The following is a 17611-nucleotide window of genomic DNA, read 5'->3' on the forward strand; positions in this document are numbered from 1 at the left end:
ATGCCCTCAATGCAGGTTCGGCTGCGGGCCCTTGCCGCCTTCGTCGATCTCGAAACCATGGGCGAAGCGGTCGAGCCGCAAAAACCGGCTGACGTCGTGGGTCTCGTTCCGGGCAATAAGATGCGCAAAGCAAAAGCCGGAGGCAGGCGTCGCCTTGAACCCACCGTAGCACCAGCCACAGTTCAGATAGAGATTGTCGATCGGCGTACGGTCGATGATCGGCGAACCGTCCATGCTCATGTCCATGATGCCGCCCCAGGCGCGCAGCACCCGCACGCGCGACAGTCCGGGGATAAGCGACACCCCCTCCTCCAGCGTATGCTCGACCGTCGCAAGGTTGCCGCGCTGGGCATAGGAACTGTAGCCGTCGATATCCGCGCCGAACACCAGCCCGCCCTTGTCAGACTGCGAGATATAGAAGTGGCCCGCACCATAGGTGATGACATTGTCGATCACCGGCTTCAGCCCCTCGGTCACGAAAGCCTGCAGCACATGGCTTTCGATCGGCAGGTCGAGATCGGCCATGCGACCGAGCGTCGAGGTATTGCCAGCAGCAGCCAGTGCCAGCTTGTTGCAGCCGATGAAGCCGCGCGTCGTTTCGACCCCGGTGACCTGACCGTTTTCCCGCCGGATGCCGGTCACTTCGCATTGCTGGATCAGATCGACCCCGCGCGTATCGGCGCCCCGCGCATAGCCCCAGGCAACCGCGTCATGGCGGGCCGTTCCGCCGCGCTTCTGCAGCAGACCGCCGAGGATGGGGAAGCGGGCATGGTCGTAGTTCAGGTATGGCATCATCTTGCGGACCTGCTCGCGGTCGAGCAACTCGGCATCGACGCCGTGCATCCGCATCGCATTGCCGCGCCGCGCATAGGCGTCGCGCTGGCCGTCCGAATGGAACAGGTTGACGATGCCGCGCTGGGACACCATGGCATTGTAGTTGAAGTCCTGCTCCAGACCTTCCCACAGCTTCATGGACAGCTCGTAGAACGGCTCGTTGCCGGGCAGCAGGTAGTTCGAGCGGATGATAGTCGTGTTGCGGCCGACATTGCCGGAGCCTATATAGCTCTTCTCCAGCACGGCGACATTGGTAATGCCATGCTCCTTTGCGAGATAATAGGCCGTCGCCAGCCCATGCCCGCCCCCGCCGACGATGATCACGTCGTAATGCGGCTTCGGCGCCGGCGTCCGCCAGACCGGCTTCCAGTCACGGTTGCCGGTAAATGCCTGCTTCAAGATGTTGAGTGCTGAATAACGCATGCGATGTCCCAAACTCGATCCCGCCAGACATTCGCACATGCAGCAAAAACAACAAGCCTCCGAAGGACCTAAAATTCGCTGATAAGGACATGATCTTTTTTCCCTTGGCACATGGAAGAAGTGAGTTGGTCCGGTCTTTTTCGCGGGGACACCGCAGACCTCACTCTGCTAATCGGAATTCGAAATATATCACCAACGAGATATTGCGTGGGTAACAGCTCCGCACTTGTGGAAAATCAGCATTGTGACGCGAATTTCACATTACCGCTTACCATTCCTCTAAGCCTTGAAGTAAACGACAGATCACTGAAATTGGTATCGTGTCATGAATACTGTCGTACCCGGCGATAAGGCAAGCAATCGGAGCTTCCCGATACTCATGTATCATCACATCGCCGACGCCCCGCCGCGCGGGGTGGGGTCGCGATATATGTTTGTCAGCAAGCGGCGTTTTCGAAGCCAGATGCGGGCTCTGAAATTGCTTGGCTATACCGGCTGCTCGATGGCAGAACTCGGCCTCTACATGTCGGGCGAAAAGAAGGGCAAGGCGGTCGGCATCACTTTCGACGACGGCTACCGCAACGTTCATCACAATGCCCTGCCGGTTCTGGCCGAGTTCGGCTTCACCTCCACCACCTATTTCGTTAGCCGCCAGGTCGGCGGCTATAACAAGTGGGACGAGGGGAGGATGCCGGTCGACCCTTGCATGACAAAAGAAGAACTCCGGGAATGGATGGCTGGCGGCCAGGAGGTGGGTGCCCATACCCTCGATCACGCCCGTCTGGGCCTGCTCGGCGAGGCCGAGGCACGCGAGCAGATGGCAGGCAGCAAGGCCGAACTCGAGGATATCAGCGGCAGCGCGGTGACGGCTTTCAGCTACCCGTTCGGAAGCCATAATGATCTCGTCGTGGCAATCGCCCGAGACAGCGGGTTCCTGACGGCAACGACCACCATCAAAGGCAAGGCAAACGCCAGCCTTGACCAGATGCGCCTGCCACGCGTCACGGTGCGCCGGAAAGATATCGTTCCTAAATTTCTCTGGAGCCGGATTCTGTAACGAGCCGGATTTCAGGCGCTTCATTCGCCTCGGGCGCTGTGCCAGTCCAATAGGACTGGCCTGCAACCACCTGCTTGACGATATTGCGCTCTTTCCTCCAACTCCGGCCGATATCCTCGATGTAATAAGCATCGATCTCGCCGACGATCAGGTTCCGATATTGCGCTGCATAGCGCTCCAGCGGGCGGTTGACCCCTCGGCAAAATTGCTTTTCCGGATCGAGAGCGAAATCCATCAGTTCGGCAGACCGGTGAGCGAAGGATCCCCTGAGAAAGGATGGCCCCGTCAGAAATGTCGGCTTCTTCTGGCCGATGGAGCATTTTATGCCAATCAGCCGGAAGTGCTTCAGGGCGTAGCAGAATGACCCATTTTTACGGACATCCCATCGCTTGTTGGCGTGATTGAAGCTGATCTGGCCGATCCACGGGTAATCCACAAAGGCGTGCAGGTGATCCGGGCGGACCGGGCGATTGAGAAGCCAGTCGTCTTCCAGACGGAGAATGACGTCGGTCGAACTGGCCAGCCAGTTGCTAGCGACGGCCTTCGCGAAATTCGGCCGCTCGGGAAGAGAGATCAAGGCATTCGGGTCATACTGGCGAATGATGGCTATGCATCTCTCTTGATCCGCCTCGCTCCCGAACAGCGGATCGATATTTGCAATGATCCTGCGTATCCTGAAGGCACTGAAAAGATTTGCGTGGAAAGACCGAAGTGTCCGCTCCAGCAAATCGGGGCGACGCGTTGCAACAATACAGACGTCGATCCACTTCAATTCTGCCGGCATAACAGAAGTATTGTACTCTTCCTGCTGATACATTTTCGCATTTCTCGTAGAGCAAAATAAAATTTTCTTATTCTATCGATCGCATAGATCGAATGGACCTTCAGAAGTGCGGTGAAAAACTTTTATGTTTTAAAATTTAAAATCATAGAAATCAAATGATACTCTCAAGTTTATTTATATATTCGCGAATTTTTTCTGTCATTTTTTTGTAAAAAATCTAAAATTAAGTTTCGCCTCATAAAGTAAAAACAATAAGGTATTTTTCGATAGTGAAGCGAAGCTGATTTTTACTGATATTTTTGGCAACAGGATCTCACTCGCCCATGGCGAGTTGAGGCTGCCCCTGCCCAAGCACTCCCTTGGCACCGAGACCAAGGATGGCGTAAAAGAGGATCATGCTTGCAGTATTTGAAAAAGCCGCGTTGGAAGCGGGTCAGGCCATTCTGGCCGTCTACCGCTCCGGACATGCGGTGACCCGGAAACTCGACCTGTCGCCCGTAACTGTTGCGGATGAGAGGGCGGAGGTGATCATCCTTGCCCATCTTGCGGCGGCTTTTCCGGACATTCCCGTCATCGCGGAAGAGGCAGTGGCCGCTGGCTACAGTCCGGCAACCGGCACGACGCCGTTCTTCCTGGTCGATCCGCTCGACGGCACACGTGAATTCATCGAGCATCGCGACGAATTTACCGTCAACATAGCCTATATCGTTGACGGCAAACCTGTTGCCGGAATCGTCTATGCCCCTGCCCTCGGCGTGGCCTTCACAGGCGAGGATGGCGTGGCTGAAAAGCTGGTGGTGGATGCCGACTTCAGGATCGCCAGCCGCACGCCGATCACCGCGCGCCAGGCTGGTAAAACGCTGACGGGGCTCGCCAGCCGCTGCAACGGCAACGACCGAACCGACGACTTTCTCTCCGACAACGCCGTCAGCGCCTGCACGATGATCGGCTCCTCGCTGAAATTCTGCCTGCTCGCCGAAGGCAAGGCGGACGTTTATCCGCGTTTCGCAAGGACGATGGAATGGGACACGGCCGCCGGCGATGCCGTGCTTCGCGCAGCAGGCGGAACGACAGTCACCCTCGATGGCAAACCGCTCGGCTATGGCAAGCGAAACCAGCCGACCGACAGCGACTTCGCCAACCCCGACTTCATCTCATGGGGCGCACGGAATACAGCTTCCGGGGGATAAACCGTCCGGAAAATCCAGCAAAAACAACGCCGACTAGCGTTTTTCATCCCCGCACCCTCCATCGGCTTTAAACTCCACGGTGAATGACGCCGGCAAGCTGACCTGAAAGCTCCGGCCCACACCGCGGGAGATGCCCATGTCAGACCAGACCGCCAACCTATCCCTGCCCTATATCCTGCCATCCCAGGCTCAAAAGCACGTCACCCATAACGAAGCGTTGCAACGGCTGGATGCCATGGTCCAGCTCGCCATCACTGCGACCCGCTCATCGCCACCGCCCGACCCCATCAGCGAGGGCGACTGCTATCTCGTCGCGTCGGCGGCGACAGGCATCTGGTCAGGCAAATCCGCACAATTGGCTCTCAGGCAGGACGGAGCCTGGATTTTTCTGCAGCCCCGCACCGGCTGGCGCGCCTGGTTCAAGGCCGACAACCGCCTTCGCGTCCTCGAAGGCGGCACCTGGAGCGAAATGAGCCTCCCATCCGAGGGCACGATGTCTGCGCTCGGCATCAATGCGTCTACCGATGCCACCAACCGCCTCACCGTCAGCGCTGCAGCAACGCTGTTCAACAATGCCGGCAACGGCCACCAGATCAAGGTCAACAAGAACTCTTCCGGCGACACTGCCTCACTGCTCTTCCAGACCGGTTGGTCTGGGCGCGCGGAACTGGGACTGGCGGGCAACGACAGTTTCTCCATCAAGGTCAGCCCGGACGGTGGGACATGGCAGACCGGGCTGTCAGTGTCGCCGCAGGGCATCGTCGACATGCCGCAACAACCGGCCGCGCGTGCATCGCTCGCCGTCGGCGCGCTGACACCGTCGAGCGGCAGCCAGACCGGCTTTACACAGTTGAGCGCCGCGCGTGGCGGCTTCGCACTCGGCACGAGCCTCGGTAGCAGCCTCGGCAATCGCCTCGTGGTGCCGGCCGCAGGTCTTTATCTTCTATCATTGAGCGCAAGCATCCTCACCTCCGCTGGGCATTCCGCCAGCCTTGTCGCCAACGGCAGCACCACGCTTGCCACCGCCAGTGCCGTGGCAAGCAGCAACCCGTTTCGCCACAGCGGCGTGGGATTGGCCATCCTTAACGCCGGCGATCTGCTGACCTTGCTTCATTCCGGCACGGCGCAATACGATTTCGGCGCCGGTAAAACGGAGATAACCATAGTCCGGCTTTGAGAAATTAACGGAGAGGCCGGCAGATCCAAAAACTGCCGGTCAATGGCTCGGCCGGCACCGAACGCATCCCCCGACCTCGCCTCCGCACCGAAAAGCGCGCCCAACGATCCACCAGTTTGCGCCAATCTCTGAGAGATCAGCTGGATGCCATTGAAAAAATACAAAATAATTTCAGCTGTTCACTGCTGCTCAAAAACACAAAATACTGAATTAGCGACTTAAAAGAAATCCCGCGAATCAGCCAGTTTCTGCGCGAACATAAGGACTTGGCGGCGATCGGCGACGATTGGAAAGCCGCCGCAAATCACTTGCGCGCCACACTCCGTAAAATTGTTATCAAAGTGTTACTGAGGGCTTAGTCAATTTTTAAATGTGGCGAGATACAGTCCTGGAAGTGGTCTTGAGTGTGTGTAGAGAGTCCAATGACCGAAATGATACGTCCCCGGGTGAAATACGTCATCGGCCCCGATGGCAGCCCCCTTACGATTGCTGACCTGCCCCCGCCCAATACGCGGCGCTGGGTCATCCGCCGTAAAGCTGAGGTTGTCGCGGCTGTGCGCGGTGGCCTGTTGAGCCTGGAAGAAGCCTGTGACCGCTATACGCTGACGGTCGAGGAGTTTCTGTCTTGGCAGTCCTCCATCAGCAGCCATGGTCTTGCCGGCCTGCGCACCACGCGCATCCAGCAATATCGCCACTGACGCGATAACCTGATCTTCACAGAACCTATTTTTTCGGGCCCGATCCATTCCTCAGGAGGAAATGGAGGAGGCCCGAAATTATTGTCGAGCCCGCGTAAAACCAGAGACCGGGCTGCGTGAAAGCGCTCGCCAGACCACTGGTCTTGGCAGCCGCGATTACAATTGCCACGAGCATCACATCCATCATCGACCAGCGCGAGAGTTGCGGAACGACCCGCTCGAAAAATGCCCCGCCTTCGCCCCTGCCATCGCTGGACAGGGCCTCCATCGCCAGGGCCACGAGTTTCACGATCGGCAACCCGATCGACACGACAGCCACGACTACCGAAAGCACAACGTTGCCGCTCTGCCAGAGCGATGCGACGATGGCAAGCAACGACGGCGTCTCGCTGAAAAAGTAGAGCCGGTCGAAACGCACCAGCGGCAAGACCAAGCCGAGGGCCAGGAAAAATGGCGCCGCAATCAGGAGAACGGCCCTGACGCTCCTGATGTCCATGACCCGATCCTCCAAGACGATGCTGCGGGTGCAGCGATAGCCTGAAGCCGGCCCGGGGCGCAACTGTGCCCCGAATGGAGAGCGGTCGGAAAAACGCCAAAAACCGTGCATGGCTGGCCACCAGGCCAGTCATGCACGGCTCTTCGCGATGACTTTCACAAACCCCAGCGAAGATGCGATCAGGCGCGGGCTCTCGCCCCCCCGTCACGCTCTTCCAGCGCTGCCGCCTTGGCATACTCGGCCTGCATCTCTTCGAGAGTGCTTTCCAAGGCCTCCTCCTGCGTCCGCAGTTCCCGGATCGAGACCTGCAGGTTGTCCGCACGCTGCCGCGCGGCCTTGGCAAAAGTCGGATAGGCAAAGTGGTTCGGGTCCGTAATTCCGGACTTTTTCTCTTCCAAGACGATCTGGCTCTCCAGATCCTTGGTCATCCTGTCGAATTCCGCTGTCATCATTTGCAACTGCTGCAACTGGCGACGTTTTTCGTTTACCTGGAACTCTTTCAGACGGACTAGGCTCTCACGTGACTTCATACGCATTACTCCCGTGATGAGAGACCCCGGATCTCTACACATTACCCGCCCACGTCGATTTGAATCGCAATGGGACAAAAAAATTCCGGCGGCGTTAACAAAAAGCTACCTCTGGTAACCTTTCGTTTACGGGCATCGTTAATGATAGGCCCTATCATTTAAGGGTCGGTAAATACCTCGGACGAAATCGAAACAAAGGCATTATCGATTCAAAAGAATCAGTTGGCTTATTTTCTTAATGTAGAAGTTAAGAAAATCGGAATGCTGATTTGCGTGGAAAATCAGGGAAGTGAGAAAAATATTTAATAAAGTCGATACAGCTTGCCAGATGGAATCAGAATTTGTTAACCATTCCGTGGCAGCTTTCAAATCAGGCAGTGGTTGAATCGGTATCGCGTAGGAGGCTTTCGACCTTTCGGCGGCGGTAAAGGGGAATATTATGCGGGTTCTACTCATTGAAGACGACAGCGCGACAGCGCAGAGCATCGAATTGATGCTCAAATCCGAAAGCTTCAACGTCTACACGACCGACCTCGGTGAAGAGGGCGTGGATCTTGGCAAGCTGTATGACTATGATATCATTCTACTCGATTTGAACCTTCCAGACATGTCTGGCTACGAAGTTCTTCGTACGCTGCGTCTGTCGAAGGTCAAGACACCGATCCTCATCCTTTCCGGCATGGCCGGCATCGAGGACAAGGTTCGCGGTCTCGGCTTCGGTGCCGACGATTACATGACAAAGCCGTTCCACAAGGACGAACTGGTCGCTCGCATTCATGCGATCGTCCGTCGCTCCAAGGGTCACGCCCAGTCGGTCATCTCGACGGGCGAACTGATCGTCAACCTCGACGCCAAGACCGTCGAAGTCGGCGGCCAGCGTGTCCACCTGACTGGCAAGGAATACCAGATGCTGGAGTTGCTTTCGCTCCGCAAGGGTACGACCCTCACCAAGGAAATGTTCCTGAACCACCTCTATGGCGGCATGGACGAACCGGAACTGAAGATCATCGACGTCTTCATCTGCAAGCTTCGCAAGAAGCTCGCCAATGCGGCCGGCGGTGCGAACTACATCGAAACAGTCTGGGGCCGCGGCTATGTGCTGCGCGAACCGGAAAGCAGCAGCTACGCCGAAAGCGCCTGAGCTACCCGACGGAACCCGACCACTGCCACATATCAAAAATCCCGCCTCGGCAACGAAGCGGGATTTTTAGTGGCAATCGTTCGGGCGAAGCAGATCGGAAACTTGCGTGCTTGATCCTCAGGCTGCGATGGCGCGGTTGCCGAACACGGCCGTCAGGATCTTGCGGTCGAATGGCTTCAGCAGGAAATCTGTCGCCCCTGCCCGCTTGCCGGCCATCAACTTCTTGAGATCGGCTTCGACGACACAGTAGTAGATTTTCACGTCCTTGCCCTCTGGCATGGCGCGGATCGCGGCAATAAGCTCGAGCGCGCCGTCCATGCCGGCATCGACGATCATGTAATGCGGAATACCGGATTCGAAACGGCTCAGCGCTTCGTGCGCGTTCGATGCCTCGCTGACGAGGAAATCGAGTTCGGACAGAATGCGCATGCCGACCTTGCGCACGACGTCGGATGTGTCGGCTATCATGAACCGCTGCATGGGCAACTCCTTTGCATCGAACCACTGTCCAAGGAACGCGTCTTCGCGAAAGACGATAGTGGCTCGACGCTAAAGAAATCGTTACTTTTCCCCGTCAGCGCAACGCAGGGTTAAGCCGCCCGCATCTCTACGACGTATGTTATCTCTTCGGCCGTTGCGGTGTAGGTGATGTCCATCCCGCTCTCGTCGGCCAGCAGCACCGTGTAATAGGGCTGCACGGAATGGGCATCGATCGCTTCCTCGATGACACCATTGCAGATCTCGGCGAATTTCGCCGGAACGCGCATCAGCTTGCCCTTGACGACAAGTGTGAACTTCGCGTCGAATTCTGGATTTTCGAGGGTCACGTCGATCGTGCCGCCGCGCGGGATGGACGCATAGGCGACCAGGAACAGGTTGAGAAGCAGCTTGACCCGGTTCTTGGCGACAATCGCCCGCGGTCCGTTCCAGACGACGGTTGCCTTCTTCTCGGCCTCGGCGAAATCCTTGGCGGCGCGCTCGGCTTCGCCCGTATCGATGGAAGCACCGACAGACCCGGATGCACCGAAGGCGATGCGCGCAAACTTCAGCCGTACCGAGGCATTCAGCGCGCTCGTGCGGATGAGATCCATGGCATCCGCATCAGCGCCGCCCTCGTCCAGCAGTTCCAGTCCGTTGTTGATGGCGCCGACGGGCGAAATGACATCGTGGCAAACGCGGCTGCACAGGAGCGCGGCCAGATCCGTCCCATTCAAAGTCAGATTCGGATTTCTTGACATTCATTGTCTCCTGTATGCCGGGCGAGGTTTCATGACCTGACATTGGCACGGCAAGTTTGCACGGGGATTACCAGTTTCAGCATCTGTTGCGCCATAAAGACACCATATTTGGTAAACCGATTGTTAAGAGGATCAACGCAAAATGCGGCCATCGTCGGGCGCATGCTTTGCGCCCACTGAGATGAACGGATGAGCCTATGCGCAATCAAATCCTACGCAGACTATTCGGCCTCGGAATGGTGGCTGCATTCGCCGCCCTCGTCAGTGTTTCCTTGCCCATGCGCGCGGCGGAAGCAGCGCCCAACAGCGGCCAGTACACCGTTCAGGAGATCATCGACGCCGGCCATTCTTTCTTCGGCTCCACCAGCGGCGGCCTTGCCAAGGTTGTCGAGACCGCCTTTGAGCGCTACGGCCTGCCGAACGGCTACATCCTCGGACAGGAGGGCTCCGGCGCCTTCATCGCCGGCCTGACCTATGGCGAGGGCCAGCTCAACACCAAGAACGCAGGCGAGCACCCGCTCTACTGGCAGGGTCCATCGCTCGGCTTCGACTATGGCGGCCAGGGCACCCGCGTCATGATGCTGGTCTACAACCTCGCCAACACCGAAGCGATCTACACCCGCTTCGGAGGCATCAGCGGCCAGGCATTTGTGATCGCCGGCGTCGGCATGACCGCGCTGAAAAACAACAACATCGTCGTCGTGCCGATCCGCACCGGTATCGGTGCCCGTCTCGGCCTCAACCTCGGCTATCTCAAGGTCACGCCGCAACCGACCTGGAACCCCTTCTGACCAGGCGACCCCGACCGCGATATTAACCGCGCACGGACATGAAGCTTGCCCGATGGCAGGCTTCCTGCTTAATTTCCACCTCCGCTCTATGCCCAAGTACAGGTGATTGCCGCGCCGTGATACAATTTGCGCTACTGTTCGGTTTAGGCTTTCTGACGGCGGTAATCCTCGTGTGCATGGTGGCGCCTGTCATCCATCGCCGCATCGTCCACTTCACGGAAAAGCGCCTGCGCGCCACGATGCCCTTGAGCGCCCAGGAAGTGCGTGCCCAGAAAGACATGGCACGGGCGCTCTATGCCGCAGAAAATGCCAAGACCGAGCAGGCCCTCTCCCGACAGCGTGAAAAGAGCATCGCCCTTCAAATCGCGCAGGAAGTTGTAAAAAAGGAAGCCGGGCGGCTGGCCATGGAAAACGAACAGTTGCATGCCCAGATCAACGATATGAGCGTGGAGGCCAGCGACTTGCGGGCACGCCTGCGCCGCGAGGAGAGCAACATCAGCCAGTTGCGGTCGTCCTTGCGCGTTTCCGAGCTGGCCCATGCGGAGAAGGAAGCCGATCTCGACAGCCTGCGTAAACGCATCGACAGGATGGCGGTCGACGCCGACAACACGAAGATCGACCTTGCCGCGCGCGAAGCAGAGATCGAGAACCTGCGTGTCCGCTTCAACGGTCTTCGCACCGAAAGGGATGCGGCGCGCAGTGAGCTCGAGACCTTTACGAGGCGCGCAACCGAAGCCGAGATGCGCCTCGGCGAGGAGCAGAACAAGGTGACCCGGCTCGAGGAAAAACTGAGCCGCGAAGTCGCATCCAACGCCGACCAGCAAAACCTCATCGCGCGCCGGGTCGAAGAAGTGACGCGCCTCAAACAAAAACTGAAGATGGCAACGACCGACGCCAAGGAAGCCGCGAAGTCGTCGAGACGTGCGGCAGGACCTGCCAAAGCGACCGCAGCCGATGGGACGAAAAACGTGAAATCCACAAGTAGCGCACCGGCTGACACTGACACGGTTGCTGATGACGCCGAACCCGCTTTGGGAGCGGACATCGCGGTGCTCGCCGACGACGCCCGCAATCGCAGCACGGCCCTCTCGGACCGGCTGCTCAAATCCCGCTCGACCGCCCAGGATGGGGCTCTGCGCGAAGAGATCGCCACCATCGCCGCCAGCATGGTGGCGCTTACGGCGCTTACCGAGGGCAAGCAGTCGCCCATCCATGCCTTGCTCGAGAAAAATGGAGAGAGCGACAGCGGCGACCGCAGGAGCCTTGCCGATCGCGCCTCCGAACTGCTCGAGAAACCGTCGGTCTAGATCCGCCCGGCAGACGATGCCATGGCAAAAAGCGCAATGCCGGTGGCCGTCGCCACGTTGAGGCTGTCCAGCCCCGGCGCCTGCGGAATGCGCGCGGTCCGGAAGCGCGAAAGGATGGAGCGAGGCAATCCCTCCCCTTCCGTGCCCACCACCAAGGCCAGCCGATCCGATGGCGGCACAACGGCAATCGACGTTTCGCCGCGTGGCGAAAGCCCCCAGATGGCGAAGCCACGGGCATCGAGCGCGTCGAGAATGGCAAGATCGGAGCCGGCCCGACAATAGGGCAAGGTCAGCACCGAGCCGACCGAGACCCGTACTGCCTTGCGATAAAGCGGATCGCAACTCGTCTCGTCGAGAAGAATACCGTCGGCACCGAAGGCCGCAGCATTGCGAAACATCGAACCGACATTGTCATGATTGGAAATGCCGCACCCGACCAGCAGCAGGGCCGATTTCGGCAGACTGTCGATGAAGGCAAGCGGATCGTCCGTGACTACACGGCGCCCGAGTGCAAGCACGCCACGATGCAAATGGAAGCCGACGATGGCATCGAGCACCGGCGCCTCCGCCACATAGACCGGCACATCACGCGGCAGCGCCGCGATGATGTCGGCGAGTCCCGCCGCACGGTTGCGCAGCAACAGCACCTTTTCAGCGACAAAGCCGCGCTCGGCACGGTGCGCCTCGGCCAGAAGCCGCAGCACCACGGTTCCCTCGGCAATGAAGCGGCTTTCACGGCCGGTCAGGTCGCGCTCGCGGATATCGCGGAATGCGGCGATGCGCGGATCGTCGGCATCCGCGATGATGGTCAACCGGTCCTCGCTCATCGGGCTATCCGTCAGGGCGTCGGCAGCGAGACCGTCGAGACGATGCGGCCAACGCCATAGTCGAACACGATCGCCTGTCGCTGGCCGGATATGGTCACGCCGTAAAACAACATCTGGTTGCCGGAGAGACTGACCGACTGCACCGAAAAGCCCGCCGGCAGCGCCACGGAGGACGAAACCGGAGCATCCGAAGGCACGCCGCTCGTCGCAACACCCTTGGCCGCCGGCCGCATCGCCTTGTAGACAATGGCACCGAACACCGCCATAAGGCTCACCACCATGACGGCACCCGAGACGATCATCAGCCGTACCATCTTGCGCCGCACATTTTCCATTGCCGGATCGAGAGGCTTTTCGTCCTGGTCGTCTGGCTTGAGACTTGTCATGAATACGTCCTGTTCTTGATCTCGCCGGAGAGAAGCGTTTGAACGACCCCTTTAAAGAAACCGATGCCATTAGCAAAGTGCTGATCGCCGACGAAGCCGCAGAAGGCCGCCTTGATGCCTGGTTGACCGCGCAACTCGGCGACGACATTTCGCGCAGTCGCGTCAAGGTGCTGATCAAGGAAGGTGCAGTGCTGCGCAACGGCGAGCCGATGACCGATCCGCAGCGCAAGGTCCGGCCGGGCGAGCGTTTCGAGATCACCATGCCGGAACCGGAAGATCCGACGCCCCAGGGCGAGGACATTCCGCTCGACGTGCTCTACGAAGACAGCGACCTCATCGTCATCTCCAAGCCCGCCGGCCTCGTCGTTCATCCCGGCGCCGGCAACTGGACGGGGACGTTGGTCAATGCCCTCATCCATCACTGCGGCGACACCCTGTCTGGCATCGGCGGCGTCCGCCGTCCCGGCATCGTCCACCGCCTCGACAAGGACACCACCGGTGTCATGGTTGTCGCCAAGAACGACATCGCCCACCGCCACCTGTCGGCGCAGTTTGCCGATCACGGTCGGACGATGCCGCTTGAACGCGCCTACCGCGCCATCGTCTGGGGCCGGCCGCGCCAGCTCAACGGAACGATCGATGCGCCACTCGGCCGCTCGACCGGCGACCGCACGAAGCGAGCCGTACAAAAGCCCGACCGCGATGATTCGGACGAGGCGATCACCCACTACACGGTGCTCGAACGCTTCCACGAGCAGCCGGATGCGACGGCGCTAGCCGCGTTGGTGGATTGCCGCCTCGAAACCGGCCGCACCCACCAGATCCGCGTTCACATGGCCCATATCGGTCATCCGCTGCTCGGCGATACCGTGTATGGTGCTGGCTTCCGGACCAAGGCGAACCTTTTGGCGGATGAACGCAAGGACATCGTCAGCCGCTTCCCGCGCCAGGCGCTGCATGCCTACCTGCTGCAGTTCGAACATCCGCGCACCGGCGAAATCCTGCATTTCGAAGCCGCTCTGCCCGACGATATGCTGGAGCTGGCCGAGGCTCTCCGCAAATAGTGCATGGATCTGGACATCTGAGCGCGAAGAGCTTATAAAGCGCTGATTGTTCAGGATCTTCGCCAGCATGCCGGTTATGCGCTGGATAATTTCGATATCGCCAATAATAATTGGCCTCTGGTGCATCTCACCGGTCACACATGCGTGACACAGTTCTTGAATCCCAGTTTCGTCATACTTATTTATAACTAGACTTAGTGCGGGGTCTGCCAGAACCGCACGTGCTGGCCCGCTTTTCGCCATGTTGAATGGCGTCTCGAAGGGGCTGGTTTCCAACAAGGAGGGTGCTTCATGGCCCGCAATAACTTGCCATCCATTACCGCCGGCGAGACCGGCCTCAATCGCTATCTTGACGAGATCCGCAAGTTCCCAATGCTGGAACCGCAGGAAGAGTACATGCTCGCCAAGCGTTATGCCGAGCACGCCGACCGTCAGGCAGCCCATAGACTTGTCACAAGCCATCTCCGTCTGGTGGCAAAGATCGCCATGGGCTATCGCGGCTACGGCTTGCCGATCGGCGAAGTCGTGTCCGAAGGCAATGTCGGCCTTATGCAAGCCGTCAAGAAGTTCGATCCGGAACGTGGCTTCCGTCTGGCCACCTACGCCATGTGGTGGATCAAGGCCTCGATCCAGGAGTACATTCTGCGCTCGTGGTCGCTGGTGAAGATGGGGACGACCGCCAACCAGAAGCGGCTGTTCTTCAACCTTCGCCGCCTCAAGGGCAAGATCCAGGCGATCGATGAAGGCGACCTCAAGCCTCATCAGGTGACCGAGATTGCCACGACTCTGAAGGTATCCGAGGAGGAGGTCATCTCGATGAACCGCCGCCTTTCGGGCGACGCATCGCTGAATGCGCCAATCAAGGCTGCGGAAGGCGAAGGCGGCCAGTGGCAGGATTGGCTGGTGGACAACCACGAGAGCCAGGAAGCGGTTCTAATCGAACAGGACGAACTCGAGACGCGCCGCAACATGCTGGCCCGTGCAATGAGCGTGCTGAACGACCGCGAACGCCGTATCTTCGAGGCTCGCCGCCTGTCGGAGGATGCCGTGACCTTGGAAGACCTGTCGTCCGAATTCGATATCAGCCGCGAACGTGTCCGCCAGATCGAAGTGCGTGCCTTTGAAAAGGTCCAGGAGGCTGTCCGCAAGGACGCCCTCGACCGCGCCAAGGGCCTGCGCGTCGTGGAAGCAACTGCATAAGCATCCGGTCCACAGACCGGATGTGTTGAAACTAAAAAAGGCGGGCCCGTTCGGACCCGCCTTTTCTGTGTCGCTTGGAAATCCGCTCGTTACTGGCCGCTGGGACCGGCGATGGCAGCCCATTCGCCAATAACCTTGTTGAAGGCGTCGGTGCCGGTCGTGCCCTTGTCCATGGTCAAGAGGGCGCGACGGCCGTTGCGGTAGGTGATCGGGATGTCGATCCAGTTGCGGTTGCGCAGCAGGTCCAGGTTGGTCTTGCGAGCATCCGGGAAGTCGTTCAGCGCCACCATGTGGAAATCGTCGGTGATCTTGGCCGGCACGCCGATCAGCGGATCGCCACGATCCTGCTCGGTCGCCTTCATCGCCACGCGCTGGACGCTGTCGATGGCACCGCCTTCGAAATTCGGCGGCAGCGAGAATACCAGTTCGATCAGATGGCTCGCCGGTAGCGACGGGTCGCTGTTGCGCTTGAACGTCACCAGCGCGGTCATGCCACGTTCGGGCACGTTGATGCTGCCCTGGACAGTCGGAGATGGCTTGCCATCGTCGCCCTTGTCCTCATGGACGCTCCAAGTCACCGTACCCTCGATCGCGGTCGGTGACGTCTGGCCAAGACGTTCTTCGTACAGGAACATCTTCTCACCCGTGCCGACAGTCGCCGTCTGCGTCGCTGCCGGCGGCGTAGCCGACGGAACCATCGCGGTCGGCTGTGCAGGGGCCGGGGCCGGTGCAGCAGCTGTCGGCGCAGGCGTCGGAGCCTGTGCCGGCGGCGCGGATGCGGGAGCCGGTACGGATGGATTGGCAACAGCCGCAGCGGGTGGCGGCGTCGCGGCTGCGACATTCTGCTGGGCGATGGACTTGCCCTCGGCAGCGACCGGTCCACCTGGGACAGGAGGCACGCCTGCATCCACCTCGCTGCCATCCGCCATCAGGCGCTGGGTAAATTTGCTGTTGACGGTGTTGCCGTCGTCAACCGGTGGAGTTTCCGGCGTCGTCGGCTTCGTGGCGACAGGCGTGGTTGCTGCCGGTGTTGCGGTCTTGTCTGCGACCGTTGCATTTTTCGGTGCGGAACTCACCAGTCCGGCGACCATCTCGTTGAGCGCGGTGCGGTTCATCCAGGCGGCATAACCACCGCCGGCGACAACAGCGACACCAGCCAGAGTAAGGAGAATACCTGCGACGCCAAAGCGGCGGCGCTTCGGCTCCATGCGGTAGCTCTTGCCCTGAAGCCCGGCGACACTGACCTGCCCCAGATCCGACGGTACCGAATCGCTGAAATCGGTCTCGGCGGCGAATTTCTCGTAGCCGGAAAGCTCCTTGATCTCGTTCCAGCCGTCCGACTGCCCGGATTGAGCGGCAGGTTTGGCCGCATTGCCGTGAACATCGGCAAACAGGTCGACATCGTCAAAATCACCGGCAGGCGTCGGCGGGGCCTGCTTGACAGGAGCAGCCTCTGCAACGGGAGCGGATTTTACCGGCGGCAGATCGTCGAATGTTGCAGCTTCCCAGGCGACGTGTTCGGCGGCATCCGGCATGCGGGCGGAGGGATGTTCTTCAGCCGCAAAGCCGACATCCGGCGGATAGTGAACGGGAATAGCCGTTGGTGCCGGCTGTCCGCCCGGAGCCGGCGCTCGCCACTCATTGTGCGCCGTGCCAGCGTCCTCTGGTTCCGGGGTTGCGGTTTTCGCCCAGACGTCGTCGAAATGGCCGGCATTGTCCGAATGAGCGGGATCGCTATGGGTCTCGGTGATGCCGTAGCCGGCGTGGTCGGCTGCATCCAGATCCGGCGCCGGCTCGTGGACCTCGCGTGGAACCTCGTCGACGGAAGAGGAGTGATATGCCTCCGGCTCCGGCTGCCATTCGGCATGCACGGGCTCAACTGCAACCGGCTCGACCTGCTCACGATAGCGCTCGTGCTCGGGCGCTTCGTAAACGGCCTCCAGCGCTTCCAGAGGCTGCGGTTCCCTGTCCGCCTGCCAGTCATCTTCGGCGCGCCAATTATCGTCGACGGTCGGAGAGGTGTCAGTATGTGCACTCTCTTCAACGTGGTGCACCTCGGCAGGCGCCACGGGCGCGGGTTCCTCGATATGTGCAGGCTCTTCTTCTGACGCTGCTGCCGGCTCTGGCTGCACCACCTGCTCTGGCTCCGGCTCTGGAACATGCTGCACCACCGGTTCCGGCTGCTGATACTCCTCGGCCGGCTGGGCGTGGAACTCCTCCGCAGCGGCTTCCTCTGCGATTGCAGGCGGCACTCCGGCTTCGGCATGCTCGGCCTCGACGTCGCGAATAGCGGCTTCGAGCTTCTCGAGCTGGCGCTGCAGCATCGTCTCCGGCGGTCGCGGCTTCATGCTTTCCAGCTGGCGCTGTACGGCACCGCGAGCGCGGGCATAAACTTTCACCCGCATTTCGGGTGTATTGTCGGACAAGCCATCTACGGCACGTCGGATGACTGCTACAAAATCCGCCAT

General features: G+C 59.7%; 18 protein-coding genes. 9 read left to right on the forward strand and 9 right to left on the reverse strand.

Features of this window, described 5'->3' with window-relative positions; all coding sequences use genetic code 11:
* Positions 1-6 precede the first annotated feature (6 nt).
* Positions 7-1257 carry a sarcosine oxidase subunit beta family protein gene (locus EQW76_RS06135; RefSeq protein ID WP_142823516.1) on the reverse strand — a complete coding sequence of 417 codons (1251 nt, stop codon included), beginning with the start codon at positions 1255-1257 and terminating at the stop codon, positions 7-9.
* Positions 1258-1687: 430 nt separating this feature from the next.
* Between EQW76_RS06135 and EQW76_RS06140 the strand changes: the two genes are divergently transcribed.
* Positions 1688-2314: a polysaccharide deacetylase family protein gene (locus EQW76_RS06140; RefSeq protein WP_244615307.1), complete on the forward strand. Its 627-nt coding sequence runs from the start codon at positions 1688-1690 to the stop codon at positions 2312-2314.
* On the opposite strand, the gene EQW76_RS06145 is transcribed toward EQW76_RS06140, so the two are convergent.
* Positions 2286-2891: a hypothetical protein gene (locus EQW76_RS06145; RefSeq protein WP_142823518.1), complete on the reverse strand. Its 606-nt coding sequence runs from the start codon at positions 2889-2891 to the stop codon at positions 2286-2288. The genes EQW76_RS06140 and EQW76_RS06145 overlap by 29 nt on opposite strands.
* A gap of 602 nt (positions 2892-3493) precedes the next feature.
* Here EQW76_RS06145 and cysQ point away from each other — a divergent pair.
* The 3 genes from cysQ (at position 3494) to EQW76_RS06160 (ending at position 6163) form a co-directional block, all read left to right on the forward strand.
* Entirely contained in the window at positions 3494-4288 is a 795-nt protein-coding gene (gene cysQ, locus EQW76_RS06150; protein WP_142823519.1) for a 3'(2'),5'-bisphosphate nucleotidase CysQ, read from the forward strand.
* Positions 4289-4424: 136 nt separating this feature from the next.
* Positions 4425-5465, forward strand: a complete 1041-nt coding sequence (locus EQW76_RS06155; protein WP_142823520.1) for a DUF2793 domain-containing protein — start codon at positions 4425-4427, stop codon at positions 5463-5465.
* A 422-nt stretch (positions 5466-5887) separates the two neighbouring features.
* Positions 5888-6163 (forward strand): DUF1153 domain-containing protein, encoded by a 276-nt coding sequence (locus EQW76_RS06160; protein ID WP_111222512.1) that lies wholly within the window; start codon positions 5888-5890, stop codon positions 6161-6163.
* 25 nt (positions 6164-6188) lie between these two features.
* Here the strand turns inward: EQW76_RS06160 and EQW76_RS06165 are convergent, their stop codons facing one another.
* Both EQW76_RS06165 and EQW76_RS06170 read right to left on the reverse strand, forming a co-directional pair.
* Complete coding sequence (locus EQW76_RS06165; protein WP_142823521.1) at positions 6189-6659, reverse strand: paraquat-inducible protein A; 471 nt, start codon at positions 6657-6659, stop codon at positions 6189-6191.
* A 179-nt stretch (positions 6660-6838) separates the two neighbouring features.
* Positions 6839-7189: a flagellar export protein FliJ gene (locus tag EQW76_RS06170; RefSeq protein ID WP_111222510.1), complete on the reverse strand. Its 351-nt coding sequence runs from the start codon at positions 7187-7189 to the stop codon at positions 6839-6841.
* Positions 7190-7628: 439 nt separating this feature from the next.
* Between EQW76_RS06170 and ctrA the strand changes: the two genes are divergently transcribed.
* Positions 7629-8330 (forward strand): cell cycle two-component system response regulator CtrA, encoded by a 702-nt coding sequence (ctrA, locus tag EQW76_RS06175; protein WP_111222509.1) that lies wholly within the window; start codon positions 7629-7631, stop codon positions 8328-8330.
* 117 nt (positions 8331-8447) lie between these two features.
* On the opposite strand, the gene EQW76_RS06180 is transcribed toward ctrA, so the two are convergent.
* Positions 8448-8810 carry a response regulator gene (locus tag EQW76_RS06180; protein WP_111222508.1) on the reverse strand — a complete coding sequence of 121 codons (363 nt, stop codon included), beginning with the start codon at positions 8808-8810 and terminating at the stop codon, positions 8448-8450.
* 110 nt (positions 8811-8920) lie between these two features.
* Positions 8921-9568 carry a histidine phosphotransferase family protein gene (locus EQW76_RS06185; protein WP_142823522.1) on the reverse strand — a complete coding sequence of 216 codons (648 nt, stop codon included), beginning with the start codon at positions 9566-9568 and terminating at the stop codon, positions 8921-8923.
* A gap of 278 nt (positions 9569-9846) precedes the next feature.
* On the opposite strand from EQW76_RS06185, the gene EQW76_RS06190 reads away from it, so the two are divergent.
* Both EQW76_RS06190 and EQW76_RS06195 read left to right on the forward strand, forming a co-directional pair.
* Entirely contained in the window at positions 9847-10359 is a 513-nt protein-coding gene (locus tag EQW76_RS06190) for an EipA family protein (RefSeq protein ID WP_224127810.1), read from the forward strand.
* 116 nt (positions 10360-10475) lie between these two features.
* Positions 10476-11666 (forward strand): hypothetical protein, encoded by a 1191-nt coding sequence (locus tag EQW76_RS06195; protein ID WP_142823523.1) that lies wholly within the window; start codon positions 10476-10478, stop codon positions 11664-11666.
* Here EQW76_RS06195 and EQW76_RS06200 read toward each other — a convergent pair.
* Complete coding sequence (locus EQW76_RS06200; RefSeq protein WP_142823524.1) at positions 11663-12493, reverse strand: RNA methyltransferase; 831 nt, start codon at positions 12491-12493, stop codon at positions 11663-11665. The two genes, EQW76_RS06195 and EQW76_RS06200, sit on opposite strands and share 4 nt — an antisense overlap.
* An 11-nt stretch (positions 12494-12504) precedes the next feature.
* Positions 12505-12879: a hypothetical protein gene (locus EQW76_RS06205; RefSeq protein WP_142823525.1), complete on the reverse strand. Its 375-nt coding sequence runs from the start codon at positions 12877-12879 to the stop codon at positions 12505-12507.
* Positions 12880-12917: 38 nt separating this feature from the next.
* On the opposite strand from EQW76_RS06205, the gene EQW76_RS06210 reads away from it, so the two are divergent.
* Both EQW76_RS06210 and rpoH read left to right on the forward strand, forming a co-directional pair.
* Complete coding sequence (locus tag EQW76_RS06210; protein WP_142823526.1) at positions 12918-13943, forward strand: RluA family pseudouridine synthase; 1026 nt, start codon at positions 12918-12920, stop codon at positions 13941-13943.
* A 291-nt stretch (positions 13944-14234) separates the two neighbouring features.
* Positions 14235-15143 (forward strand): RNA polymerase sigma factor RpoH, encoded by a 909-nt coding sequence (rpoH, locus tag EQW76_RS06215; protein ID WP_111222501.1) that lies wholly within the window; start codon positions 14235-14237, stop codon positions 15141-15143.
* Positions 15144-15232: 89 nt separating this feature from the next.
* Here the strand turns inward: rpoH and EQW76_RS06220 are convergent, their stop codons facing one another.
* Complete coding sequence (locus tag EQW76_RS06220; RefSeq protein ID WP_142823527.1) at positions 15233-17611, reverse strand: hypothetical protein; 2379 nt, start codon at positions 17609-17611, stop codon at positions 15233-15235.

Origin of the sequence: Rhizobium sp. rho-13.1, assembly GCF_007000305.1 — a bacterium.
Classification (GTDB): domain Bacteria; phylum Pseudomonadota; class Alphaproteobacteria; order Rhizobiales; family Rhizobiaceae; genus Rhizobium; species Rhizobium rhododendri.

Coding starts and splice junctions, on each gene's coding strand:
- EQW76_RS06220 (WP_142823527.1), bottom strand. CDS start 17,611: ATGGCGGATTTTGTAGCAGTCATCCGACGTGCCGTAGATGGCTTGTCC.
- EQW76_RS06190 (WP_224127810.1), top strand. CDS start 9,847: ATGCGCGCGGCGGAAGCAGCGCCCAACAGCGGCCAGTACACCGTTCAG.
- EQW76_RS06205 (WP_142823525.1), bottom strand. CDS start 12,879: ATGACAAGTCTCAAGCCAGACGACCAGGACGAAAAGCCTCTCGATCCG.
- EQW76_RS06180 (WP_111222508.1), bottom strand. CDS start 8,810: ATGCAGCGGTTCATGATAGCCGACACATCCGACGTCGTGCGCAAGGTC.
- ctrA (WP_111222509.1), top strand. CDS start 7,629: ATGCGGGTTCTACTCATTGAAGACGACAGCGCGACAGCGCAGAGCATC.
- EQW76_RS06165 (WP_142823521.1), bottom strand. CDS start 6,659: ATGGACATCAGGAGCGTCAGGGCCGTTCTCCTGATTGCGGCGCCATTT.
- EQW76_RS06200 (WP_142823524.1), bottom strand. CDS start 12,493: ATGAGCGAGGACCGGTTGACCATCATCGCGGATGCCGACGATCCGCGC.
- EQW76_RS06160 (WP_111222512.1), top strand. CDS start 5,888: ATGACCGAAATGATACGTCCCCGGGTGAAATACGTCATCGGCCCCGAT.
- cysQ (WP_142823519.1), top strand. CDS start 3,494: ATGCTTGCAGTATTTGAAAAAGCCGCGTTGGAAGCGGGTCAGGCCATT.
- EQW76_RS06185 (WP_142823522.1), bottom strand. CDS start 9,568: ATGTCAAGAAATCCGAATCTGACTTTGAATGGGACGGATCTGGCCGCG.
- EQW76_RS06155 (WP_142823520.1), top strand. CDS start 4,425: ATGTCAGACCAGACCGCCAACCTATCCCTGCCCTATATCCTGCCATCC.
- EQW76_RS06140 (WP_244615307.1), top strand. CDS start 1,688: ATGTTTGTCAGCAAGCGGCGTTTTCGAAGCCAGATGCGGGCTCTGAAA.
- EQW76_RS06170 (WP_111222510.1), bottom strand. CDS start 7,189: ATGAAGTCACGTGAGAGCCTAGTCCGTCTGAAAGAGTTCCAGGTAAAC.
- rpoH (WP_111222501.1), top strand. CDS start 14,235: ATGGCCCGCAATAACTTGCCATCCATTACCGCCGGCGAGACCGGCCTC.
- EQW76_RS06135 (WP_142823516.1), bottom strand. CDS start 1,257: ATGCGTTATTCAGCACTCAACATCTTGAAGCAGGCATTTACCGGCAAC.